The sequence below is a fragment of the Mesonia algae genome (assembly GCF_003253545.1).
GTDB lineage: Bacteria > Bacteroidota > Bacteroidia > Flavobacteriales > Flavobacteriaceae > Mesonia > Mesonia algae.
On record NZ_QKYV01000002.1, the window covers coordinates 1 to 19,283 of the forward strand.

Below are 19,283 nucleotides of genomic sequence, written 5' to 3' on the forward strand. Positions count from 1 at the left end.
AAGTCATAATTAATAATTGATGATTCAATTTCGTGTTCTCCTTTATAAGTTGTTAAAATGATTGTCGTAAATTTGTCTGAAATGTTTAGTTTATAAGAGGAAGCTACTTTAAAATCATCTTTTGTAGAATAATATGTGTATGGTGGTTTTCCATCTTTGTTGGTTGATTCATATTCAATTTCATTATCTATTTCAGGATAGATTTTTTTAATTTGCAATACTTTTAGTTGCTCGGCATTGTAAAAATCTGTAGATTTAAAATTATCGAAATTTGTTGAGTCAATTAACGGAACTTTTCTTTCTTTTATTTTGTTAATAATCTTTTTAAGAGAGTATACATTTTCTAATACAATTTTTTTTGGTTGATTATGGTCTGAATCAGTTTTTTTTTCAATTTTTTCAACTTTTCCATTCCAGCAACTAATTAATGTTAGTGTAATTAATAAAATTGTAATTTTCAATGTTTTCATCATTTTTTTTAGCTTGTTGCCAACGTGTTTGTATATGGCTCGTAGCGTGCAAATTAGCGATTACTTTTCGGTTAAGCACGAGCCGAATTTTTTAATTTTCTTATTACCTTTCTTTTCAATAAGCCAAATTAAAAAATTTGGCGGACTAGCAAATATGCCTTAACTTCGATTAAGTAACTATCTAGCTATGAGTTATATACGTTGTTGTGCAACGTATTATTTCGCTATATTTTTTTTCATTCGTTCATTAAATGTTCTGTACATACGCTTTGCATTATAGTCAATTTCATCAATAATACAAGTTCCACTACCCATTAGTAAAATTCGTACTTTTTTGTTGTTATATATTTTTTCTTCATCACTGAAAGTTGGACGATAACCAACAGAATGTTCTAAAAATATTAATTTATTTTTTTCATAAAACATATCAGCCATTTCAACCATCCGCATTAACAGCCTTGTTTGTTCTTCAATTTCAAAGTCGAGTGTTTCCGCATACTTATAATTCAATATTATTGATGCAAGAGTATTTAATTCAGAATTTGTTTTCTTTTTTAAATTATTCAGTATTTCATTTTCGGTCAAGTTTGAAACCTGATAGTTGAGAAGTTCATTAATTTGAATATTCGCAAGTTCACTTTCATATTCTGTATATTCAGCATCACGATTTTGCGCCAAAAGTGAATTCGAAATCAGAAGTAATAATATTATGAATATGGTTTTTTTCATATGTTGCACAACGGTCTTGTGTATGATTAGTTGCGTGGTTTGGCAACTAATTTAGCAAAAATTGACCGAACCCGAGAAAATTCCATCGGAATTTTCGCACGTAAGCTCAAAAAAGCAATTAATTATACACGGTGTTGTAAGTAGTTATTTTCTTTTATTCAATTCAGATGTCATTATTTTATATAATTCCTCAAATTTAATTTTCAACCCATTTGTTGATATTTGAATAGGTGAACCAAACTTTTTAAAATTAGTTTCAACGTTTTTTCTTGTTAGAATATTTTTTTGTTTGTCGATAAAATCATTCGGGTTATTCACAATTACTCGTATAAAATTTTGATTTACGACTTTACTTTTTTCAATACTTTCAATATTCTCCCATTTTATAAGTCCAGAATTTATGGAAGAAGAGTTGTCATATATTCCTTCATCATTAATTTTTATTCCGTATTTATTTTCAAAGAGTTTTTTTGTAATTAATATTCCCATTCCTCCAAAGAAGATTATGGAAAGAAATCCAATTGATTTTCGAAAAATATTATTATTTAGTATCTCAACATTAACAATTGGCGCATAATATGCAATCCATATTCCTAAAAATACGAAGATTAGAGATAGTCCAATTAATCCAATTATTTTAATTTTACTTATTTCTATTATTTTTTCTTCCATTTTCGTTTTTGGGTTTAATTACTTACAACGGTTTTGTATATGGCTCGTAGCGTGTAAATTAGAAAATTATTTTCGGCTGAGCACAAGCCAGATTTTTAAATTTTACTATTTTATCTTTTTTCTTGGAAATCGTCAAATTTAAAAATTTGGCGACTTTCCAAATATGCCCTAACATCGTTTAGGCAAATAATTAGCTATGAGCTATATACGGTGTTAGGGGTAGTTATTTCTGTGCTTTCTTTGAATTTATTAGCTCAATTAATTTAGTCAATGATGACTTAATTTTACTCGACTGACTTTTTTTTAGCATTAATTCCGCTTTATTTTTCATTCCGCTATAATTTGCGTTTGGATAAAGCTCAATCAATTCTGTAAAATAGGTGTCAATACCTTCTGCAAGTTTGGTTTTTCCTTCTTCGGTAAACGCATCTTCGTTATTAATTTCGTCTAAATAAATCAAATAGTTGCTTATTAACGTACCTACATTAGAGTTGATATTATTTTTAACTCTTGAAGAATTTGGGTCGTCTGCATTCTCTCTTATTTGGTCATTACCTAATTTAAAATACTTTAATTGTAACCCTAATCCAAATTTAAAAACTGCTAACATCTCTTTATCGTAAAGATATTTATCCTTGCGGTCAGTTGCATTGTAAATTTGGTTCATATCTTTCCATTCATTGAAAAAGGAAGTTGCAACTTCATTACGATGTTTAATTCCTAATTCTTCATCATCTAATACAACTTTATAATTTTGGTGATCCGTTAGCTTTTCTACTATTAATCTTGTTTCTGGGTTGTCAAAAGTTGGTTTCTTTTCATCGTCTTTGTAACCAAATCTCAATTCGAGAACTGCTTTGTCATAATCTGCTGTGTTCCAATATCTTTTGTCAAGTGGGAATTCGTGTTCTTCTGTCTTGCAATTTGTTAATGATAGGCAAATGATTGCTAAAAATGCGTACTTAATTAGTTTCATTAATTATAATTTTTGGATTTTCAAATTTGGTCAAAATATTTAGTAAACTGTCAACTTCCTTTTCGTAGCGTTTTTGTTCGCTCAATACATAACTATGAAAAGTGTTATAATCGTATTCTTTTTGATATGCTCTTTCTTCTCTTCTCGTATTATCAATTATTCCTTCAACTTTGTTTTCGTCAAAAGTATTAAGATTTGATAATTTTTCTTTGGCTTTTCTGGTAAAAAGCTCTGTTATCTTAAAATGGTATTTTTCGTGGCTCAAAAGTTCCTTGCTGTAAGTTTGTTTATTATAAACGAAAGAACGAGAAGGATGAAATAGTGATTTTACGGTTACTGAGTTATCATCAATTTCACTTTCAATAGTTGTATTTATATAGGCAAACCTCTCGTTTCCATATAATGATTTTTTGAAAAACTCCAAGCCTCTAAAATTCTCAAATGTAATTTGGTCATATTTATCAAAAGTCATAGGTTTTTCGTAATTCAGATAATTTGTGTGGCTGATTATTGCAAATCCAATCAAGCACAAAATTAAAATCGCAAAACTATATTTTATAAATTTCAAAAACTTCTTTAAAGGCAATCGGTTTCCTCTTTTATTTTCTTTAATTAAGAGAAATAATTGGTAAAATACTGGCGAGAAATAAAGCAATAAAATCAATATTGCCACTAAATTTTCATTCATTCACGGAATTTTTTTTTCTAATTACCCCTAACGTGTTTGTGTATGGTTAGTTGCGTGGTTTAGCGAGTAAGTTAACAAATAATCGCGACATAGAAAATCCGAAGGGATTTTCGTACGTAAGCTCTACAAAGCAATTAACTATACACGGTGTTAGCCACAGTATTTTTTTACATTGTCGTTTTTCCATCGTAATATATGTAATGTAAAGCTCTTAATGCATTTATACAATGATTTCCCCAATGAGAAGTAAATCCAAATTTCAATTGCCAAAGTCCGTCTTCAATAGATTCATCTGTTCTGATTTGGTCTATTTTATATAATTCTTCTTTTAAATCTGCATAAATGTCTCCAATATCATCTACAAGCCAACCTTGTGTCGGTTCATTTTCTTTTTCGTAAGTTGGGTCAAAAACTTCCCAATAAAAACAATCTTTTCCAAGTGAGGAAATCAAATTTGCGTTTTTCATTTCGATTCGCTTTTCAGTCGCAATTTTAAATTCCGTTTTTTCACTTGAGTGAATTAATTCGACCGATTTTAGAGAAATTCCAGCGTTATATAATTCAGTCAGTTTTTTGTGCAATTCAGGATAAAATTCTTTTTCCTTTATTTCTTTATTTTCTATTAATTCAATAAATCCACGAGCGACTTTTAGGAAATCTTGAGTTTCTTTTGATTCAAGTAATGATTGTATTTCTTTAGTCAAATTTTGCATTCGTGGCATATTGTGGCTAACGTGATTGTATATGGAAAGTAGCGTAAAAACAAGCACAATCTTTTCGGTTTGGAACAAGCCAAAACTTTTGCGTTTTGTTTTTAACTTTACTTTTCAAAAGCCAAATCAAAAGATTTGGCGACTTACCAAATATACCAAAATTATCAATTTAGAAATAACATAGCTATTTTTTATATACGTTGTTGGTTACTTTAGCGACACGTCTTGTTGAGAACGTTCTGCTTAGCGATCCCATTTTATCGTTCCTGCTTCAAACGGCAAACACGTTGGTAACAATAGCTCCGAAAACGAAATCAGAGTATTTTATCATCAAACTCACTGAAGCTTATACAACAAGAATTATAAAATTAAATTAGCCTGAAATATTACCTTTAAAACGAATTTTAATGCAGGTTAAATGCGTAACGATTCAGAAAAATAGAGTAGTGCTGAGAAATTTTTATCCGCAACAGTTTATCCATTTCAATTTATCCGCCTGAGTAAGTTTGTCAGTTAACTTTAAATTTCATTTAGAATTCTCAATTTTCTTTCCGCTCAGATTAGCCATCCAGATTATCGTTTCTGCTTTTGCCTGGTGTTTGATAAGCTTCAGTGAGTTTGATGATAAAATACTCTGATTTCGTTTTCGGAGCTATTGTTACCAACGTGTTTCTTTAGTTTGTATTAAATAACTTTATATAGAAAGAGAGGAGAACTATAACGTGTTTTAGATTAGTGATCCCTTACACGTACGAGTCCTCTCATTCTATAAAGTTGCAAAGAACCATTTGGAATACCAGGCGTATAAGATCCCGATAAAGGAAGTAGTTTTTGCAACCTATTTAATCACTCTAATTGTAAAAATATGAAAAATTACAAAGAAGTAGTCGGAATTGATGTATCAAAAAAAACAATAGATGCGTATTGCTACCATGGTCAAGTACACAAAGAGTTTGTGAATGATATTGTTGGTTATAAAAGCCTTATAAAATGGGTTTTTAAGGTTTGTAAAGAAGATACTGTTTTTTACTGTTTTGAGAATACAGGATATTATTCTTTAAAGTTAGCACTTTATTTATCTAGTCAAAACATCGTTTATGTAGAAGAGAGTCCGTTGAAAATTAAGCGTTCATCTGGGATAGTAAAAGAAAAAACAGATGTATTAGACGCTTGCTTAATCGCTCGTTATGCATGGTTATATCGCGAAGAATTAAAGCCAAGTACAGTAAAGAGTACGTCTCATTTAGAGTTAGGAAGATTGCTAGCCTTAAGAGATCAAATAGTGCGGAATAATGCAGGTCTAAAAGGAACATTAAAAGAGATGAAAGTCCTTTTGAGTAGTCCAACAACAGATGCTGGATGTATCAGTCTAAAACGAAGTATTGAATACCTAACAAAGCAAGTTACATGCATAGAAAAGCGGATAAAAGAGATTATGTCTGAAGACACTTCTATGCAGAAAAATTATGAATTACTAACCAGCCTTAAAGGTTTTGGTTTAGTCGTAGCAAGTCAGTTAATCTACCATACGGGAAACTTTACACGTTTCGATAATTGGCGAGCCTTTTCCAGTTATTGCGGAACGGCTCCCTTCGAGCATCGTTCAGGAACTAGTATTCATCGCAGAAAGCAATGTCATTATTTGGGAGACAGGAAAATGAAAAGCTTATTGAGTATGGCCAGTGTATCGGCAATCCAACACGATAGTGAATTACGGTTATATTATAACAAAAAATTAGCCGAAGGAAAAGATAAAATGTTAGCAGTAAATAATGTTAGAAATAAACTAATAGCTCGAGCATTTGCTGTAGTTAAGCGAGGGACACCTTATGTGGTTCTTCAGCAACACGCAGCATAATAAAAACTGGTTTTTATTAGGATTTGATCTTGGAATACGTATAAGATTAGTTGCGTTGTTTAAGCACCTAATTTAGCAAATACAAACTGAATAGAAAATCCGCAAGGATTTTCGTAAGTAGGCTTGCACTAGCAATTAATTTTATACGGTGTTGGCAAATCGTATTTTATATTCAATAGACAATTTCTGTTACGATTAACCGCTTTATGAAATAGTCATTTAAGTTAACTTTAGTTTCTAACATTCGGTCTGCAATAAGTCTTGGGTCAATTGTTCCAGCTGCATCTCGCATTTCAAGATATCCAGTTAAAAAACGAGATTTGTTCTCAATTGAATTCAATGCTCTAGTATAGCTTCCAACATAATTTATACCAATCCAATTTTTTCGAGATTCGATGATAGAATCTTCATAAATCGGTTCTCTGTATCGGAATGAAGATTCAGAAGTACTGTAGCCGAAAGTTCCGTCTGGCATTAAGTATTTACGTTTAATTTTTAACATTGGAACGTCGCTAAGACTCAAAGTCAGTTTTTCAGGGTCACGTTCAATCCAAATCGAGTCAGGAACGCTATAAATTTCCAATCTTAAATCACTATCTTTTAGATATTCTCGACTGCTTTTTGAAATCTTTTTCCAATATTCAGTTTCTCCTTTTGATAATTCGGTCAAAAATTGTTTGTAAGCGTTTTTCGTGTCCAAATTCGGATACAATCTTTTTAGAAAATCCGATTCAAAGTCGTTCACGAGATAGGTTAGAGTTTCGCTGTTTTCTTTTCCCAAAATTTTTTCAAATTCCGCTATATCTTTTTCGTTTGAACAACTAAAAGTCAGAAGTAAAATTATGGTTAGATAGATGAATTTCATTGTTCGGTTATATGTTTGCCAACTGGTTATATCAACTCAAATATAGTCGTTTATAACTATAATTTGCCGGATAACAACACTTTTTTGTTTTCATAACCGGATTCTTTTAATCTTAAAACCGCCATATCTAACGGACTTTTAATGCGCAGCAGATCTTTCTTGGTCACGTGCGTATAAATCATAGTTGTTTCAGGTTTACTGTGTCCCAATAATGTTTGGATATATCGTAAATCCACCCCATCTTCTAACATATGTGTTGCATACGAATGTCTTAAAGTGTGAGGCGTTACCCTTTTTAAAATTTGAGCTTGCTTGCAAGATTTCTTTAAAAAAGCTCTTATGCTAGTTGGGCTGTATTTTCCTGCTTCATTACCTTCTATTAAATAATAATCAGGTCGGTAAGTTTGTAAATAATTATAGAGTAGAGGCATAACACTTTCAGCTAACATCACAGTTCTATCTTTTCTTCCTTTTCCTGCCTTAATAAAAACTTGTTTTCTAAGTACATCAATATGTTTTACCTCCATATTTATTAGCTCTCCAATCCGCAAACCCGAAGAATAGATAATAGCCAAAATAAAACGATGTTTTAAATTTTTTGTTACCTGTAAAATTCTAATGACTTCCTCTTGCGCAAGGACCGTAGGTAATTGCCTACTTTTTTTAGGACGTAAATTTTCTAGCTCTTCGATACCCTCTATTGCAAAAAGTGCAGCAAAATGTTTTAATGCACCTATGCATTGCCGGTGTGAGCTTACTGAATAAGATTGTTTGGTAATTACATTTTCTAAAAAATGTTGAAAGTCAGCCTGACTTATATCTTGGATCTCTTTTCTGGTAAAAGCAACAAATTTTAATAAAAAACCGTAATAAGATTTTACCGTACTTTCACTAAATCTTTTTCCGCGTAAATAAGAAACATATTTTTTTAATATTTTTATTTGATAGGGGTTTAGATCCTTCTTACTGACCGAAATAAACTTTGATTTTTCTTTTCGCTTTTGCGGATTTAATTCTTTAACTCCTTTCAGTTTTTCGTAATCTACAAAATAACCACCTTCATTAAAATGCTTAAACAAGAAGAATTGATTGTCTCTAGAGTGGTCTACATAATATGATCTATGGGTAGAAGACCATCTTACCTTCGGAATTTTTTTAGTATGAGCTTTTAACCGTATATCAAAAACAGAAAACCTAATTCCTATTTTTAAAATATTATTGTGTATAAAAGTATCTAATATTATAAAAGCCATAATAATTTTGTTTAAAAAATAACCTTTCAATTTAACTAAAAAAAAGAACATAAACTAAAAAAGTGCTTCCTGAATTAGGAAGCACTTTTAAAAAATGGGTAGAGTAGGTATTATAAGTAAGACAACAATTTTAAAACTTTAAAGTTTAGAACTTGTTTTTTTAAGCTTATTTATCTTTTATTATTTGATCTTTTTTATACCAACCTAACGTTTCAACTTTAATCGAAGGGTTATTCGTCTCTACAATGTTTTTAAATTTTTTAATATCGCTCATTCCGTTTTTTCCACTATAGTGATAAGGATAAACTACTTTTGGTTTAAAGTCCAAAACCGCATCTGCAGCAGGCTCTACGGGCATCGTGTATGGTAAGTTCATACAAACGAAGGCTTTTGTGATTCCTTCTAAATTTCTCATTTCAGTAATATCCTCTGTATCTCCAGAAATGTAAATTTTTTCATCTTCCCAAGTAATTATATAGCCATTTCCTCTACCTTTAGGATGAAATTCTAAAGCTTCTTTTCTTAAATTATACATAGGCATAGCTTCAATAAGCAATCCGTTTATTTTCTTACTATCTCCATTTTCCATCACCATAAGGTTTGGTTGTAAAGCTTCAGGGAGTTGTACTGCTACAGCTTTAGGTGCGATGATTTTGGCCTTACCATTATATATTTCTTTTAAAGTAGTAAGATCAAAATGATCAGCGTGTATATCAGTAATCAATATATGAGTAGGGCTTTCTTGTCCTTTAAAAGCTTTAGCTCCTCCTACAGGATCAATAAACAAAACTTGTTCTCCCATAGTTAGTACCATAGTGGCATGAGAAATAGGTATTATTTTTAAACTCTCCTTAGCAGTTTCATTTACAGCCACTGGCTCACTAATTTCAATTTTTTCTTTTTTTTCCGCATCGTTTTTACAACTTAAAAATGTAAATACAAGACAGATCGATAGGGCATATATTTTTTTCATAAAGTCTAATTTTAATTGTTTTCTGTTCTAATAAAATCTGATACAAAATAAGATAAAGCTTTCGCTATAAGCGGATTTCTACTAGCGTCCGCTTCACAAATATGTAAATAATGTACATGTTGTTTTTTTGCTAGGTTGATAAAGCTTCTAATCTCATTTACAGAAAATCCTGACGGAGTTCTGGCGCTGCTATCAAAATCCTGAATGGCATCACAATCCAATTCAAAACCAAAGCTGTTCTTGACAAAATCTGTTGCTTTTTTGAATTTAATTAATTGATCTATAGTCGTTAAATGTAAATATTCTTCAAATAAACTATAGCTAATACTTTTATCATTATCCATTAAATCAAAAATATATTGCGGAGTGTAATTTTGGTGTAATCCCACAATAGCATAACGATCTAAGTACTCTTCTTGTTTAGCATAACTAAAACCATTTCCGCTATGACGGTAATTGGTTTCGCGTAAATCTGTATGCGCATCGATATTAATCACGTGTATTTTTTTATCTAAGGCTTTTGCGGTTCCCATAATATTCCCATAACTATTGTTATGGCCGCCACCAATGATAACCGGGATTTTATCTAAGGAAATGATTTTTTCTACCAAATGGGTAACCATAAGGTCAATTTCAGATACCAGAGATCCGAGTTGACTTGCTTCTTTTATTTGGGTTGCTTTATCGTGTAAAGCTTCTGTATCTAGACTTCCTAAAACGATACAATTATTATCATTAAATTGATTGTGCTGTATGTTTAAAAAAGCTTCTAAAAAGGGCTCCCAAGTTTTAGAAGTACCAGGTTGCCCAAGATTTGCTCGAACTCCAATATCTTCTGGAATACCAAAGATCACATATTTTTCAGAAAGATTTTCTAAATCCTCAAAAGAAGATACATACGTGATGCTTTCTCCCAATTTGGTTTCGCCTTCTCTGGAGTTGATATACGCTTTCGCGGAATTTTTGGTAAGAAAATTAAAAAATTTCATACTTAAGTTAGTTTAGGGGTTGTCCTTCTAAAAATACATTTTCAATATGATTACTACCAAATGAATAAGGTAAAAATCCGTAAGACGGAATTTCTTTGGTAAGGATCAAATTCGCTTTCTTTCCTTTGGTGATAGAACCGTGCGTTTCAGAAATTCCCATCGCATAGGCTGCATTTACCGTAGCGGCATTAATAGCTTCTTCTGGGGTCATTCTCATTTTAATACAAGCTAAAGAAACCACCAAGTTCATATTTCCGCTTGGTGTACTTCCTGGATTATAATCGGTTGCTAAAGCTAAAGGTAAACCAGCATCAATCATTTCTCTAGCCGGAGTGTATGGTATGCTTAAAAATAAAGAGCAGGAGGGAAGTGCTACTGGCATAGTTTCACTACCCTTCAATGCTTCAATATCTTCTGTATTCATCACTTCAAGGTGATCTACGCTTAACGCGGAATTTTCTACTCCAGCTTTTATACCGCCAATTGCATTAAATTGATTTACGTGTATTTTGGCAGGCATTCCGTATTTTTTACCAGCTTCCATCACACGAATGGTGTCTTCTACCGTAAAATAACCCTTTTCACAAAAGGCATCAACATAATCTGCCAATTGCTCTTCGGCTATTTTAGGAATCATCACATTGACAATTTCATCAATGTAAGCTTCTCTATTATCTTTATATTCTTTTGGTAAAGCGTGAGCTCCCAAAAAAGTAGCTTTTATGGTGATAGGAAATTCTTCTTTTAATCGCTTAATAACCCGAAGCATCTTTAATTCCGCTTCAAGCGTTAATCCGTACCCCGACTTAATTTCAATGGCTCCAGTTCCTAACTGAATAACCTCTTTTAAACGTTTTACCGTTTGTTCATACAAACTATCTTCCTCGGTTTGCTGCAATTTTTGAGCGCTATTTACTATTCCGCCACCTTTATTAGCAATTTCTTCATAAGTTAATCCGTTAATGCGATCTACAAACTCCTGTTCTCTATTTCCTGCATAGACTAAATGAGTATGAGAATCTACCCAGCTCGGCAAAATCATTTTTCCAGTAGCATCGATCTTAGAATCGACTTCGAGTGTAGGAAGAGAATCCATAGATCCAAAATCGGCTATGCATTCATTTTCAATTAATAACCAAGCATTTTTTATGCTAGGTAACTCTTTCATCTCTATTCCTTGTAATTTGCTAATAGTGTGTTCTCTAACTTGAACAAGTTCTTTTATATTGGTAATAAGTGTTTTCATACGATAAAGATATAAAAAGCTAATAAAAAATGATTTTAAATCTTTCGTATTCTCAATGAAACAAGGGTAAATAGTGTAAACTTATAGTGTTTTTAAATATGTATAGATTATATTTATTACAGTATAAAAAATTATAAGAAAAAATTAAATAAAAAATTGAACTAAGCCTGTATTTTTGTATCAGAAAAATTAATTAATCTATAAAAATTTAAAATATGTCTATTGTAGGAAAAAAATTCCCAAATTTAAAAGTAAACGCAATGAATGAAATGGGCGATACTTTTCAAATTAATGTTTTAGAAGAAGCTCAAAAGAATAACAAGAAAGTAATTCTTTTTTGGTACCCAAAAGACTTTACATACGTTTGTCCTACAGAGCTTCACGCTTTTCAAGAAGCTTTACCAGAATTCGAAAAAAAGAATACTATTGTAATTGGAGCATCTTGTGATACAGCAGAAGTACATTTTGCTTGGTTAAATACTTCTAAAGATAATGGAGGTATCGAAGGTGTAACTTACCCAATTTTAGCAGATTCTAATAGAAACTTAAGTTCTAGATTAGGTATTTTAGACGCAACAGATGAACGTTACGACGATGAGACTGGAGATATCACTATAGAAGGAGATAATGTATCTTACAGAGCTACTTACTTAATCGATGAAGAAGGAACTGTATTTCACGAAGGTGTAAACCATATGCCAGTAGGTAGAAATGTAAATGAATATTTAAGAATGATCGATGCTTACACTCACGTACAAAAGCACGGTGAAGTTTGTCCTGCAAACTGGGAAGAAGGAAAAGATGCTATGAAAGCAAATAGAGAAGGAGTAGCTTCTTATTTAGCTAACTAATCTTTCAATTATAAAGATTATATATATTGCAAAGAAAACCTGGCGGGTTCGCTCGTCAGGTTCATTAAAAAAAATCATTTTAGTATTTAGTTTTATATAACTAAATATTAAGTTCGCTAAAGCGGAATAAAAAAATTGCTATGTTAAAAGAATTAGAACAAGATAATTTAAGTGAAATAGTTTCAGATAACGATACAGTTATAGTACAATATATGGCTGGATGGTGTGGAAACTGTCGCTTAATGAAGCCTAAATTTAAAAAGTTAGCTTCTGAAAATGAAAATGCACTGTTTATTTTAGTAGATGCAGAGAAATTTCCTGAATCAAGAAAATTAGCAAACGTAGATAACTTACCTACATTCGCTACTTTTAAAGGAGGATCTTTTGTAAAACAAGTGCAAACAAATAAATTAGAATCATTAAAAGAGATTGTAGATGAAGTTACCAGTAATTAGACACCTGCAAAAAAATAACGAGCAAGAGAAACTAGAACACACCGTTGATGTTTTAGAATCTTTTACAGAACACCGCTCGGTAACCGATGAAGATATGGATGTTATTGGGGAATTAATCACCAATATTTGCGGAGCCATTGAAGTGCATAAAATGGTCGCCGATGGTGTACCAGAAAGAGATGCCGCTAACAACTTTGTCAAAAAAGTAATGGGATCTATCGATAAATAACAACTCTATAATTTAATATAGAATGTGAGGCTACTTTTATGTAGCCTTTTTTTGTAGATTTATTTTAAGGTCTTAAGATTATAGTTACTTTTAGCTTTTAGAAGTATGAAAAAGAAAAATAATTTTATCATTAGTAGACTCAAAGGAGGAGTTTATGCTGTAAAAGGTGCATTTTTATTATTAAAAACAGAACCTAGCGTGCAAGTGCAAGCAATAATCGCAATATGTATGATCTTTGCTGGCTGTTATTTTAATATCTCAAAAGAAGAATGGATACTACAAACTTTAGCTATAGGTTTGGTTATGAGTTTAGAAGGTGCAAATACAGCTATTGAAGAAATAGCTGATTTTATTCATCCCGATTTTCACCAAAAAATAGGTTTAATTAAAGATTTTGCCGCTGGAGCTGTTTTTTTTGCCGCTTTAGTAGCTGTAATTATTGGGATACTAATTTATTACCCTTACATTGTTAATATTAATCTATAAACCCTAATATTTACAGCCTAAAATTTAGAATCATATTTGTATTTTTGCGGCTTATTAAGAACATAAATGGCGAAGAAAAAAACAAAAGCAAAAAAAAATAAAAAAGCCCCTTCTAAGTTTCCAAAAGTAATTATTACAAGGAAGCACAAAGTACTTTTAGGTAGCTTTTTAATGCTTTTGGGTATAGCACTTACAATTGCGTTTATATCATTTCTTTTTAATTGGAAATATGACCAAGATACCATTGGATATTTTACCGATAGAAACATAGAAACTAAAAACTGGCTGAGTAAATTTGGAGCAGAAATAAGCCACTTTTTTATTTATAAAGGCTTTGGGATCGCTTCTTTTAGTCTTGCCATTCTCACTTCTCTCACAGGAATTTATTTATTTTTTAATCTCAATTCTAAGTCTCTTAAAAACTTTTGGTTTTGGGGAATTTTAGTGATGATATGGTTTTCAACGCTATTGGGTTTTTTCGCTACAAAAAATGCCTTGTTGGGCGGAGTTATAGGTTACGAAACAAATGACTTTTTACAAGATTACTTAGGATTTACAGGAACTCTTTTAGTGCTTATTTTTGTAATGATTGCTTATTTAGTAATTAGACTTAACATCACCCCAGAGTTGGTTGCCAGCTATTTTGAACGTACCAAAAAGGAAGTTTCTCAAGACTTTGAAGATTCTAAAGCCAAAGAAGAAGAAATACTTCAAGATTTTTTAAAGAAAGAACAAGAAGAGCAAACCCAACAAACCCATAACGTTCAAGATAACGCTTCCGCGGAAGCGAAAGATGTAAAAGCCGAAACAGAAGAAACTTTACAAGAATCAACGCCCGCGCCTAAACCTGAACCTAAATCAGAAAAAATAGTGATTGAAGGTAATGAAGAAGAAGGAGACGTTTCGATGGAAGTTGAAACCACGGTTGAAGAAGAAGAAGAGGTAGATACATTAAGTAAAAAATTGGTCAAAGATTTTGGAGAATTCGACCCTACTTTAGAACTTCAAAATTATAGATTCCCTACCATAGAATTATTAAAAGATTACAATGCAGGCGGCGGTGGGATCACCATTAATCAAGAAGAACTAGAAGAGAACAAAAATAATATTGTCAATACGCTTAAAAACTATAAGATTGAAATTGCTCAAATTAAAGCAACTGTAGGACCTACGGTTACCTTATATGAGATTGTACCAGAAGCAGGAGTTCGTATTTCTAAAATTAAAAACTTAGAAGATGATATTGCATTATCACTTTCGGCTTTAGGAATAAGGATTATTGCTCCAATTCCTGGAAAAGGAACTATTGGTATTGAGGTTCCTAATAAGAACTCTACGATTGTAAGTATGAGGTCGGTGGTGGCTTCAGCTAAATTTCAAAATGCCGAAATGCAACTTCCGGTGGCTTTAGGGAAAACCATTTCTAATGAAACTTATGTAGTTGATTTGGCTAAAATGCCTCACTTGTTAATGGCAGGAGCAACGGGTCAAGGAAAATCGGTTGGGTTAAATGCGGTATTAACATCATTACTGTACCAAAAACATCCTGCAGAGGTAAAGTTTGTATTGGTAGATCCTAAAAAAGTAGAACTTACCTTATTCAATAAAATTGAAAGACATTATTTAGCCAAACTTCCAAATTCTGAAGAGGCGATTATTACGGATAATACCAAAGTAATTAACACGCTTAACTCACTCTGTATTGAGATGGATAGCCGTTACGACTTGTTAAAAGACGCCATGGTTAGAAATATTAAAGAGTATAACGAGAAGTTTAAAGCTAGAAAATTAAATCCGGAAAACGGACATAAATATCTTCCATACATTGTATTAGTGGTGGATGAATTCGCCGATTTAATTATGACTGCAGGGAAAGAAGTAGAAACTCCTATTGCCAGATTGGCGCAGTTAGCACGTGCGATTGGAATTCACTTAATTATAGCTACACAGCGACCATCGGTAAATGTAATTACAGGTATGATTAAAGCCAACTTTCCTGCAAGAATCGCTTTTAGGGTAACCAGTAAAATAGATTCTAGAACTATATTAGATACGGGAGGAGCCGATCAATTAATTGGTAAAGGAGATATGTTGTACACACAAGGAAATAATTTGGTGCGTTTACAATGTGCTTTTGTAGATACTCCAGAGGTAGAAAAAATCGTAGATTTTATTGGTGCACAAAAAGCTTATCCAGATGCTCATTTACTGCCAGAATATGAAGGCGAAGAAAGTGGCACAGGACTTGATATAGATGTTAGCGAAAGAGATAAACTGTTTCGTGAAGCTGCCGAAATTTTGGTTACTGCTCAGCAAGGATCTGCTTCTTTATTACAAAGAAAATTGAAAGTAGGTTATAATAGAGCGGGTAGAATAATAGACCAGATGGAAGCTGCAGGAATTGTAGGTCCTTTTGAAGGAAGTAAAGCCAGACAAGTTTTAATAACCGATTTGGTTGCTTTAGATGAATTTTTAAATAACGAATAATAAGTATAATGAAAAAGATTGTTTTACTAGTTTTAGCCATAGGATTATCAGGTTTAGTGCAAGCTCAAAATTCTGCGAAAGCTGAAAAATTATTAACTGAAGTTTCTCAAAAAGTTAAATCTTACGATAATATTGTAGTGGATTTTAAATATGTTTTAGAAAACACGGCAGAAAATATTAAGCAAGAAACAAGAGGAGATGTAAGTCTTAAAGGAGAACTTTACCGCCTTAATTTGATGGGAATAACTCGTGTTTTCGATGGAAAAAAATTATATACAATCGTTCCCGAGGATGAAGAAATTACGATTTCTACTTACAACCCTAATGACGATCAAGGTATTACTCCATCAAAAATGCTAACCTTTTATGAAGATGGTTATACCTATAAATGGGATACTACACAAGATATAAAAGGTAGAAAAATACAGTATATAAAATTAAACCCAATTGATTCTGAAGCTGAGATAAAAGAAATTTTATTAGGAATAGATGTGCAGACTAAGCATATTTATAACTTAATTCAAAAACAAGATAACGGTACCAAAGTGACTATTAAAGTGAATAGTTTCAAAACCAACGAACCTCTTTCTAATAATTTATTTTCTTTTGATGAAAGTAAATATGCTGGATATTACATCAATAGACTCGACTAATTGAAAATAATAGATCGTTACATATTTAAGAGTTATCTAAAAACTTTCTTAGCAGTTTTTACGATTTTAATGTTCATTTTTTTACTCCAAACCATCTGGTTATACATATCAGAGCTTGCGGGTAAAGATTTGGACTTTTTAATTATAGCTCGCTTTCTGTTTTATTTTGCTCCCAATTTAATTCCATTAGTGTTACCATTAACTATTTTGGTAACTTCTATTATGACGTTTGGTAGCTTTGCAGAAAACTATGAGTTTGCAGCTATGAAATCTTCTGGGATTTCTTTACAGCGCGCTATGCGAAGTCTTATTATATTTATTTCTTTTTTAAGTATTACGGCTTTTTTCTTTGCAAACAACGTAATTCCGTGGGCAGAATTTAAATCTATTAATTTAAGAAAGAATATCTCTAAGTTAAAACCTGCAATGGCTATTGTAGAAGGAGCTTTTAATGAAATAGGAGATGTAAATATTAAAGTGAAGGACAAATCTGGTGATAATGATCAGTTTCTTAAGGATGTCATTATTCATAAGAAAAATCCTAATATGAGAGGGAATTTCACTGTCATTAAAGCCAAAGATGGTGAACTGGTAGGAGATAAAGATTCAGATATATTATCACTTATTCTTTTTGATGGTAATTATTATGATGAAGTTCAGCCTAATGACTATGAAGCCAGAAGAAAAAAACCTTTTGTAAAAAGTTACTTTGATGAATACAAGATCAATATAGATTTATCGAGCTTTAATGAAGTAGACTTGAGCGAAGAAAAATATAACTATTCTTACAAAATGTTAGATAGTAAAGAACTTCGTGTAGCGATAGATTCTTTGTCAGAAGACCTTAATCAAGATAAAAAAAGCTTTTCAGATAATATTTTAAATAGGAGTGGAGTTGAAAAAATTGGCATAGCTCCTAAAAAGTTGAACGATACTATAGCATCCAAAAAAATAGCTATAAAAAGTGTTCAAGGAGATAAACCTGAAAAGTACAATATTAAAAATTTAGAAGAATTATATGACTCTTACACATTTCTAGATCAACAACAACACTTAAATATTGCTATAGGATCTGTGCGAGGAACCTTATCAAATATTAAAGGAAAAAGATCTATACTTAGAAAAAAAGGAGAAACCATTAATAAAACCGAAATTCAATTACACAACAAGTATGCTTTAGCGCTCGCTTGCTTTATTTTATTTTTTGTGGGAGCACCTTTAGGAGCTATTATTCGTAAAGGAGGATTAGGTTTACCTATGGTTATTGCAATCTTATTATTTTTAACCTATCACTTTATTGGGATATTTGCTAAAAATAGTGCAGAAAATGGCGCTGTAAGTCCGTTTTTTGCTTCTTGGCTCTCGACATTTATTATGTTACCTTTAGGGGCATTTTTAACTTATAGAGCAACGACAGATCAAGGTTTCTTTAACCCAGACGTAATTATTTTACCCATTAAAAAATTCTTCAGAAAAATAGGATTAGCAAAGAAAGACAAAGAATAGATACTTAACTTTGCACAAAAGAAAAAGAAAATGACTCAAGATATCACACCTACCAAAATACAACTCAATACTGTAAAAGAAGCTATAGACGACATCCGTAAAGGAAAAATGGTAATCGTTGTAGATGATGAAGATAGAGAAAATGAAGGTGATTTTATCGCTGCCGCGGAAGCAGTAACACCAGAGATGATTAATTTTATGGCTAAACACGGCCGCGGATTAATATGTGCTCCACTTACTGAAGATCGTTGTGATGAGTTAGGCTTAAATATGATGGTAGATAATAATACCGTTTTGCACCATACCCAATTTACAGTATCGGTAGATTTGATAGGTCACGGTTGTACCACAGGAATTTCAGTGCACGATAGAGCAAAAACCATAAAATCTTTAGTTGAAAAAGAAACTAAACCTAGTGATTTGGGAAGACCTGGTCATATTTTTCCGCTTAAAGCGAAAAATGGGGGAGTTTTAAGAAGAACAGGTCATACAGAAGCTGCGGTAGATTTAGCTCGATTAGCAGGTTTTGAATCGGCTGGGATTTTAGTTGAAATTCTTAATGATGATGGGACTATGGCACGTTTACCACAACTGGTAGAAGTAGCTAAGAGATTTGATCTTAAATTAATCTCTATTGAAGATATGGTGGCTTATAGAATGCAGCACGACTCTTTAATAGAGAAAAAAGAAGATTTTGATATTGAAACTCGTTTTGGAAACTATAGAATTAGAGCTTACAAGCAAACCACCAACAATCAAGTTCATATTGCTTTAACCAAAGGAAACTGGAGTACAGAAGAACCAGTTTTAGTTAGAGTAAATTCTACTTTGGTAAATAATGACATTTTAGGTACGCTTACTAATAACGCCGACAAGAAACTAGACGAAATGTTTAAAGCGTTGAATAAAGAGGAGAGTGGAGCTATTGTATTTATTAATCAAGAAATGGCCAACCTTAATATTCTTACTCGTTTAGAAGAATTAAAAGAGTTGCAAAAGAATGGTGAAATAAAAGCACCAAGATTAGCCTTAGATAATAAAGATTTTGGTATTGGGGCGCAAATATTACACGATTTGGGAATTCATAAAATAAAACTACTATCAAACTCTAAACAAACGAAAAGAGTAGGGATGATAGGTTACGGATTAGAAATTACAGAGTACGTTAATTACTAATTTTAATT

The 19,283-nt window shown here is 31.9% G+C and carries 20 protein-coding genes; 9 read left to right on the forward strand and 11 right to left on the reverse strand.

All coding sequences use genetic code 11. The features are described 5' to 3' along the window. The 6 genes from LX95_RS03205 to LX95_RS03230 all read right to left on the reverse strand — a co-directional run. The coding region (locus LX95_RS03205) for a hypothetical protein (RefSeq protein WP_170116573.1) at positions 1–470 on the reverse strand (470 nt) is incomplete at its 3' end. A gap of 216 nt (positions 471–686) precedes the next feature. Beyond that, complete coding sequence (locus LX95_RS03210; RefSeq protein WP_111539999.1) at positions 687–1,199, reverse strand: hypothetical protein; 513 nt, start codon at positions 1,197–1,199, stop codon at positions 687–689. A gap of 144 nt (positions 1,200–1,343) precedes the next feature. Beyond that, positions 1,344–1,871, reverse strand: a complete 528-nt coding sequence (locus tag LX95_RS03215) for an STM3941 family protein (RefSeq protein WP_111540000.1) — start codon at positions 1,869–1,871, stop codon at positions 1,344–1,346. Positions 1,872–2,094: 223 nt separating this feature from the next. Then, positions 2,095–2,847 carry a hypothetical protein gene (locus tag LX95_RS03220; RefSeq protein ID WP_111540001.1) on the reverse strand — a complete coding sequence of 251 codons (753 nt, stop codon included), beginning with the start codon at positions 2,845–2,847 and terminating at the stop codon, positions 2,095–2,097. Continuing rightward, positions 2,834–3,535, reverse strand: coding sequence for a hypothetical protein (locus LX95_RS03225; protein ID WP_111540002.1), 702 nt, complete (start codon positions 3,533–3,535; stop codon positions 2,834–2,836). Before LX95_RS03225 ends, LX95_RS03220 begins: the two co-directional genes overlap by 14 nt. Positions 3,536–3,702: 167 nt before the next feature. Continuing rightward, positions 3,703–4,248: a DUF5063 domain-containing protein gene (locus LX95_RS03230; RefSeq protein ID WP_111540003.1), complete on the reverse strand. Its 546-nt coding sequence runs from the start codon at positions 4,246–4,248 to the stop codon at positions 3,703–3,705. A gap of 865 nt (positions 4,249–5,113) precedes the next feature. Between LX95_RS03230 and LX95_RS03235 the strand changes: the two genes are divergently transcribed. Beyond that, positions 5,114–6,106: an IS110 family RNA-guided transposase gene (locus tag LX95_RS03235; RefSeq protein ID WP_111540004.1), complete on the forward strand. Its 993-nt coding sequence runs from the start codon at positions 5,114–5,116 to the stop codon at positions 6,104–6,106. Positions 6,107–6,278: 172 nt separating this feature from the next. On the opposite strand, the gene LX95_RS03240 is transcribed toward LX95_RS03235, so the two are convergent. From LX95_RS03240 to hutI, 5 genes are all read right to left on the reverse strand, one after another. After that, positions 6,279–6,971, reverse strand: coding sequence for a hypothetical protein (locus tag LX95_RS03240; protein ID WP_111540005.1), 693 nt, complete (start codon positions 6,969–6,971; stop codon positions 6,279–6,281). Positions 6,972–7,027: 56 nt separating this feature from the next. Then, entirely contained in the window at positions 7,028–8,224 is a 1,197-nt protein-coding gene (locus LX95_RS03245) for a tyrosine-type recombinase/integrase (RefSeq protein ID WP_111540386.1), read from the reverse strand. Positions 8,225–8,390: 166 nt separating this feature from the next. Continuing rightward, a complete protein-coding gene (locus tag LX95_RS03250; RefSeq protein WP_111540006.1) occupies positions 8,391–9,197 on the reverse strand; it encodes an MBL fold metallo-hydrolase in 807 nt (268 codons plus the stop codon). A gap of 11 nt (positions 9,198–9,208) precedes the next feature. Beyond that, positions 9,209–10,186 (reverse strand): formimidoylglutamase, encoded by a 978-nt coding sequence (locus tag LX95_RS03255; RefSeq protein WP_111540007.1) that lies wholly within the window; start codon positions 10,184–10,186, stop codon positions 9,209–9,211. Between the two features lie 7 nt (positions 10,187–10,193). Continuing rightward, positions 10,194–11,432 (reverse strand): imidazolonepropionase, encoded by a 1,239-nt coding sequence (gene hutI / locus LX95_RS03260; RefSeq protein ID WP_111540008.1) that lies wholly within the window; start codon positions 11,430–11,432, stop codon positions 10,194–10,196. A 215-nt stretch (positions 11,433–11,647) separates the two neighbouring features. Between hutI and LX95_RS03265 the strand changes: the two genes are divergently transcribed. The 8 genes from LX95_RS03265 (at position 11,648) to ribB (ending at position 19,275) form a co-directional block, all read left to right on the forward strand. Continuing rightward, on the forward strand, positions 11,648–12,283 hold the full coding sequence (locus tag LX95_RS03265; RefSeq protein WP_111540009.1) for a peroxiredoxin: 636 nt from the start codon (positions 11,648–11,650) through the stop codon (positions 12,281–12,283). A gap of 140 nt (positions 12,284–12,423) precedes the next feature. Next, on the forward strand, positions 12,424–12,738 hold the full coding sequence (locus LX95_RS03270; protein ID WP_111540010.1) for a thioredoxin family protein: 315 nt from the start codon (positions 12,424–12,426) through the stop codon (positions 12,736–12,738). Then, positions 12,719–12,967 carry a DUF6952 family protein gene (locus tag LX95_RS03275; RefSeq protein ID WP_111540011.1) on the forward strand — a complete coding sequence of 83 codons (249 nt, stop codon included), beginning with the start codon at positions 12,719–12,721 and terminating at the stop codon, positions 12,965–12,967. Before LX95_RS03270 ends, LX95_RS03275 begins: the two co-directional genes overlap by 20 nt. Before the next feature lie 105 nt (positions 12,968–13,072). Continuing rightward, complete coding sequence (locus LX95_RS03280; protein WP_111540012.1) at positions 13,073–13,453, forward strand: diacylglycerol kinase; 381 nt, start codon at positions 13,073–13,075, stop codon at positions 13,451–13,453. Positions 13,454–13,519: 66 nt separating this feature from the next. Continuing rightward, a complete protein-coding gene (locus LX95_RS03285) occupies positions 13,520–15,940 on the forward strand; it encodes a DNA translocase FtsK (protein WP_111540013.1) in 2,421 nt (806 codons plus the stop codon). An 8-nt stretch (positions 15,941–15,948) separates the two neighbouring features. Beyond that, positions 15,949–16,593, forward strand: a complete 645-nt coding sequence (locus LX95_RS03290; RefSeq protein WP_111540014.1) for a LolA family protein — start codon at positions 15,949–15,951, stop codon at positions 16,591–16,593. Continuing rightward, positions 16,594–18,099 carry an LptF/LptG family permease gene (locus LX95_RS03295; RefSeq protein WP_111540015.1) on the forward strand — a complete coding sequence of 502 codons (1,506 nt, stop codon included), beginning with the start codon at positions 16,594–16,596 and terminating at the stop codon, positions 18,097–18,099. It abuts the gene before it with no gap. Between the two features lie 30 nt (positions 18,100–18,129). Then, a complete protein-coding gene (gene ribB / locus LX95_RS03300) occupies positions 18,130–19,275 on the forward strand; it encodes a 3,4-dihydroxy-2-butanone-4-phosphate synthase (RefSeq protein ID WP_111540016.1) in 1,146 nt (381 codons plus the stop codon). Positions 19,276–19,283: the final 8 nt, after the last annotated feature.

Coding starts and splice junctions, on each gene's coding strand:
- LX95_RS03210 (WP_111539999.1), bottom strand. CDS start 1,199: ATGAAAAAAACCATATTCATAATATTATTACTTCTGATTTCGAATTCA.
- LX95_RS03215 (WP_111540000.1), bottom strand. CDS start 1,871: ATGGAAGAAAAAATAATAGAAATAAGTAAAATTAAAATAATTGGATTA.
- LX95_RS03220 (WP_111540001.1), bottom strand. CDS start 2,847: ATGAAACTAATTAAGTACGCATTTTTAGCAATCATTTGCCTATCATTA.
- LX95_RS03225 (WP_111540002.1), bottom strand. CDS start 3,535: ATGAATGAAAATTTAGTGGCAATATTGATTTTATTGCTTTATTTCTCG.
- LX95_RS03230 (WP_111540003.1), bottom strand. CDS start 4,248: ATGCAAAATTTGACTAAAGAAATACAATCATTACTTGAATCAAAAGAA.
- LX95_RS03235 (WP_111540004.1), top strand. CDS start 5,114: ATGAAAAATTACAAAGAAGTAGTCGGAATTGATGTATCAAAAAAAACA.
- LX95_RS03240 (WP_111540005.1), bottom strand. CDS start 6,971: ATGAAATTCATCTATCTAACCATAATTTTACTTCTGACTTTTAGTTGT.
- LX95_RS03245 (WP_111540386.1), bottom strand. CDS start 8,224: ATGGCTTTTATAATATTAGATACTTTTATACACAATAATATTTTAAAA.
- LX95_RS03250 (WP_111540006.1), bottom strand. CDS start 9,197: ATGAAAAAAATATATGCCCTATCGATCTGTCTTGTATTTACATTTTTA.
- LX95_RS03255 (WP_111540007.1), bottom strand. CDS start 10,186: ATGAAATTTTTTAATTTTCTTACCAAAAATTCCGCGAAAGCGTATATC.
- hutI (WP_111540008.1), bottom strand. CDS start 11,432: ATGAAAACACTTATTACCAATATAAAAGAACTTGTTCAAGTTAGAGAA.
- LX95_RS03265 (WP_111540009.1), top strand. CDS start 11,648: ATGTCTATTGTAGGAAAAAAATTCCCAAATTTAAAAGTAAACGCAATG.
- LX95_RS03270 (WP_111540010.1), top strand. CDS start 12,424: ATGTTAAAAGAATTAGAACAAGATAATTTAAGTGAAATAGTTTCAGAT.
- LX95_RS03275 (WP_111540011.1), top strand. CDS start 12,719: ATGAAGTTACCAGTAATTAGACACCTGCAAAAAAATAACGAGCAAGAG.
- LX95_RS03280 (WP_111540012.1), top strand. CDS start 13,073: ATGAAAAAGAAAAATAATTTTATCATTAGTAGACTCAAAGGAGGAGTT.
- LX95_RS03285 (WP_111540013.1), top strand. CDS start 13,520: ATGGCGAAGAAAAAAACAAAAGCAAAAAAAAATAAAAAAGCCCCTTCT.
- LX95_RS03290 (WP_111540014.1), top strand. CDS start 15,949: ATGAAAAAGATTGTTTTACTAGTTTTAGCCATAGGATTATCAGGTTTA.
- ribB (WP_111540016.1), top strand. CDS start 18,130: ATGACTCAAGATATCACACCTACCAAAATACAACTCAATACTGTAAAA.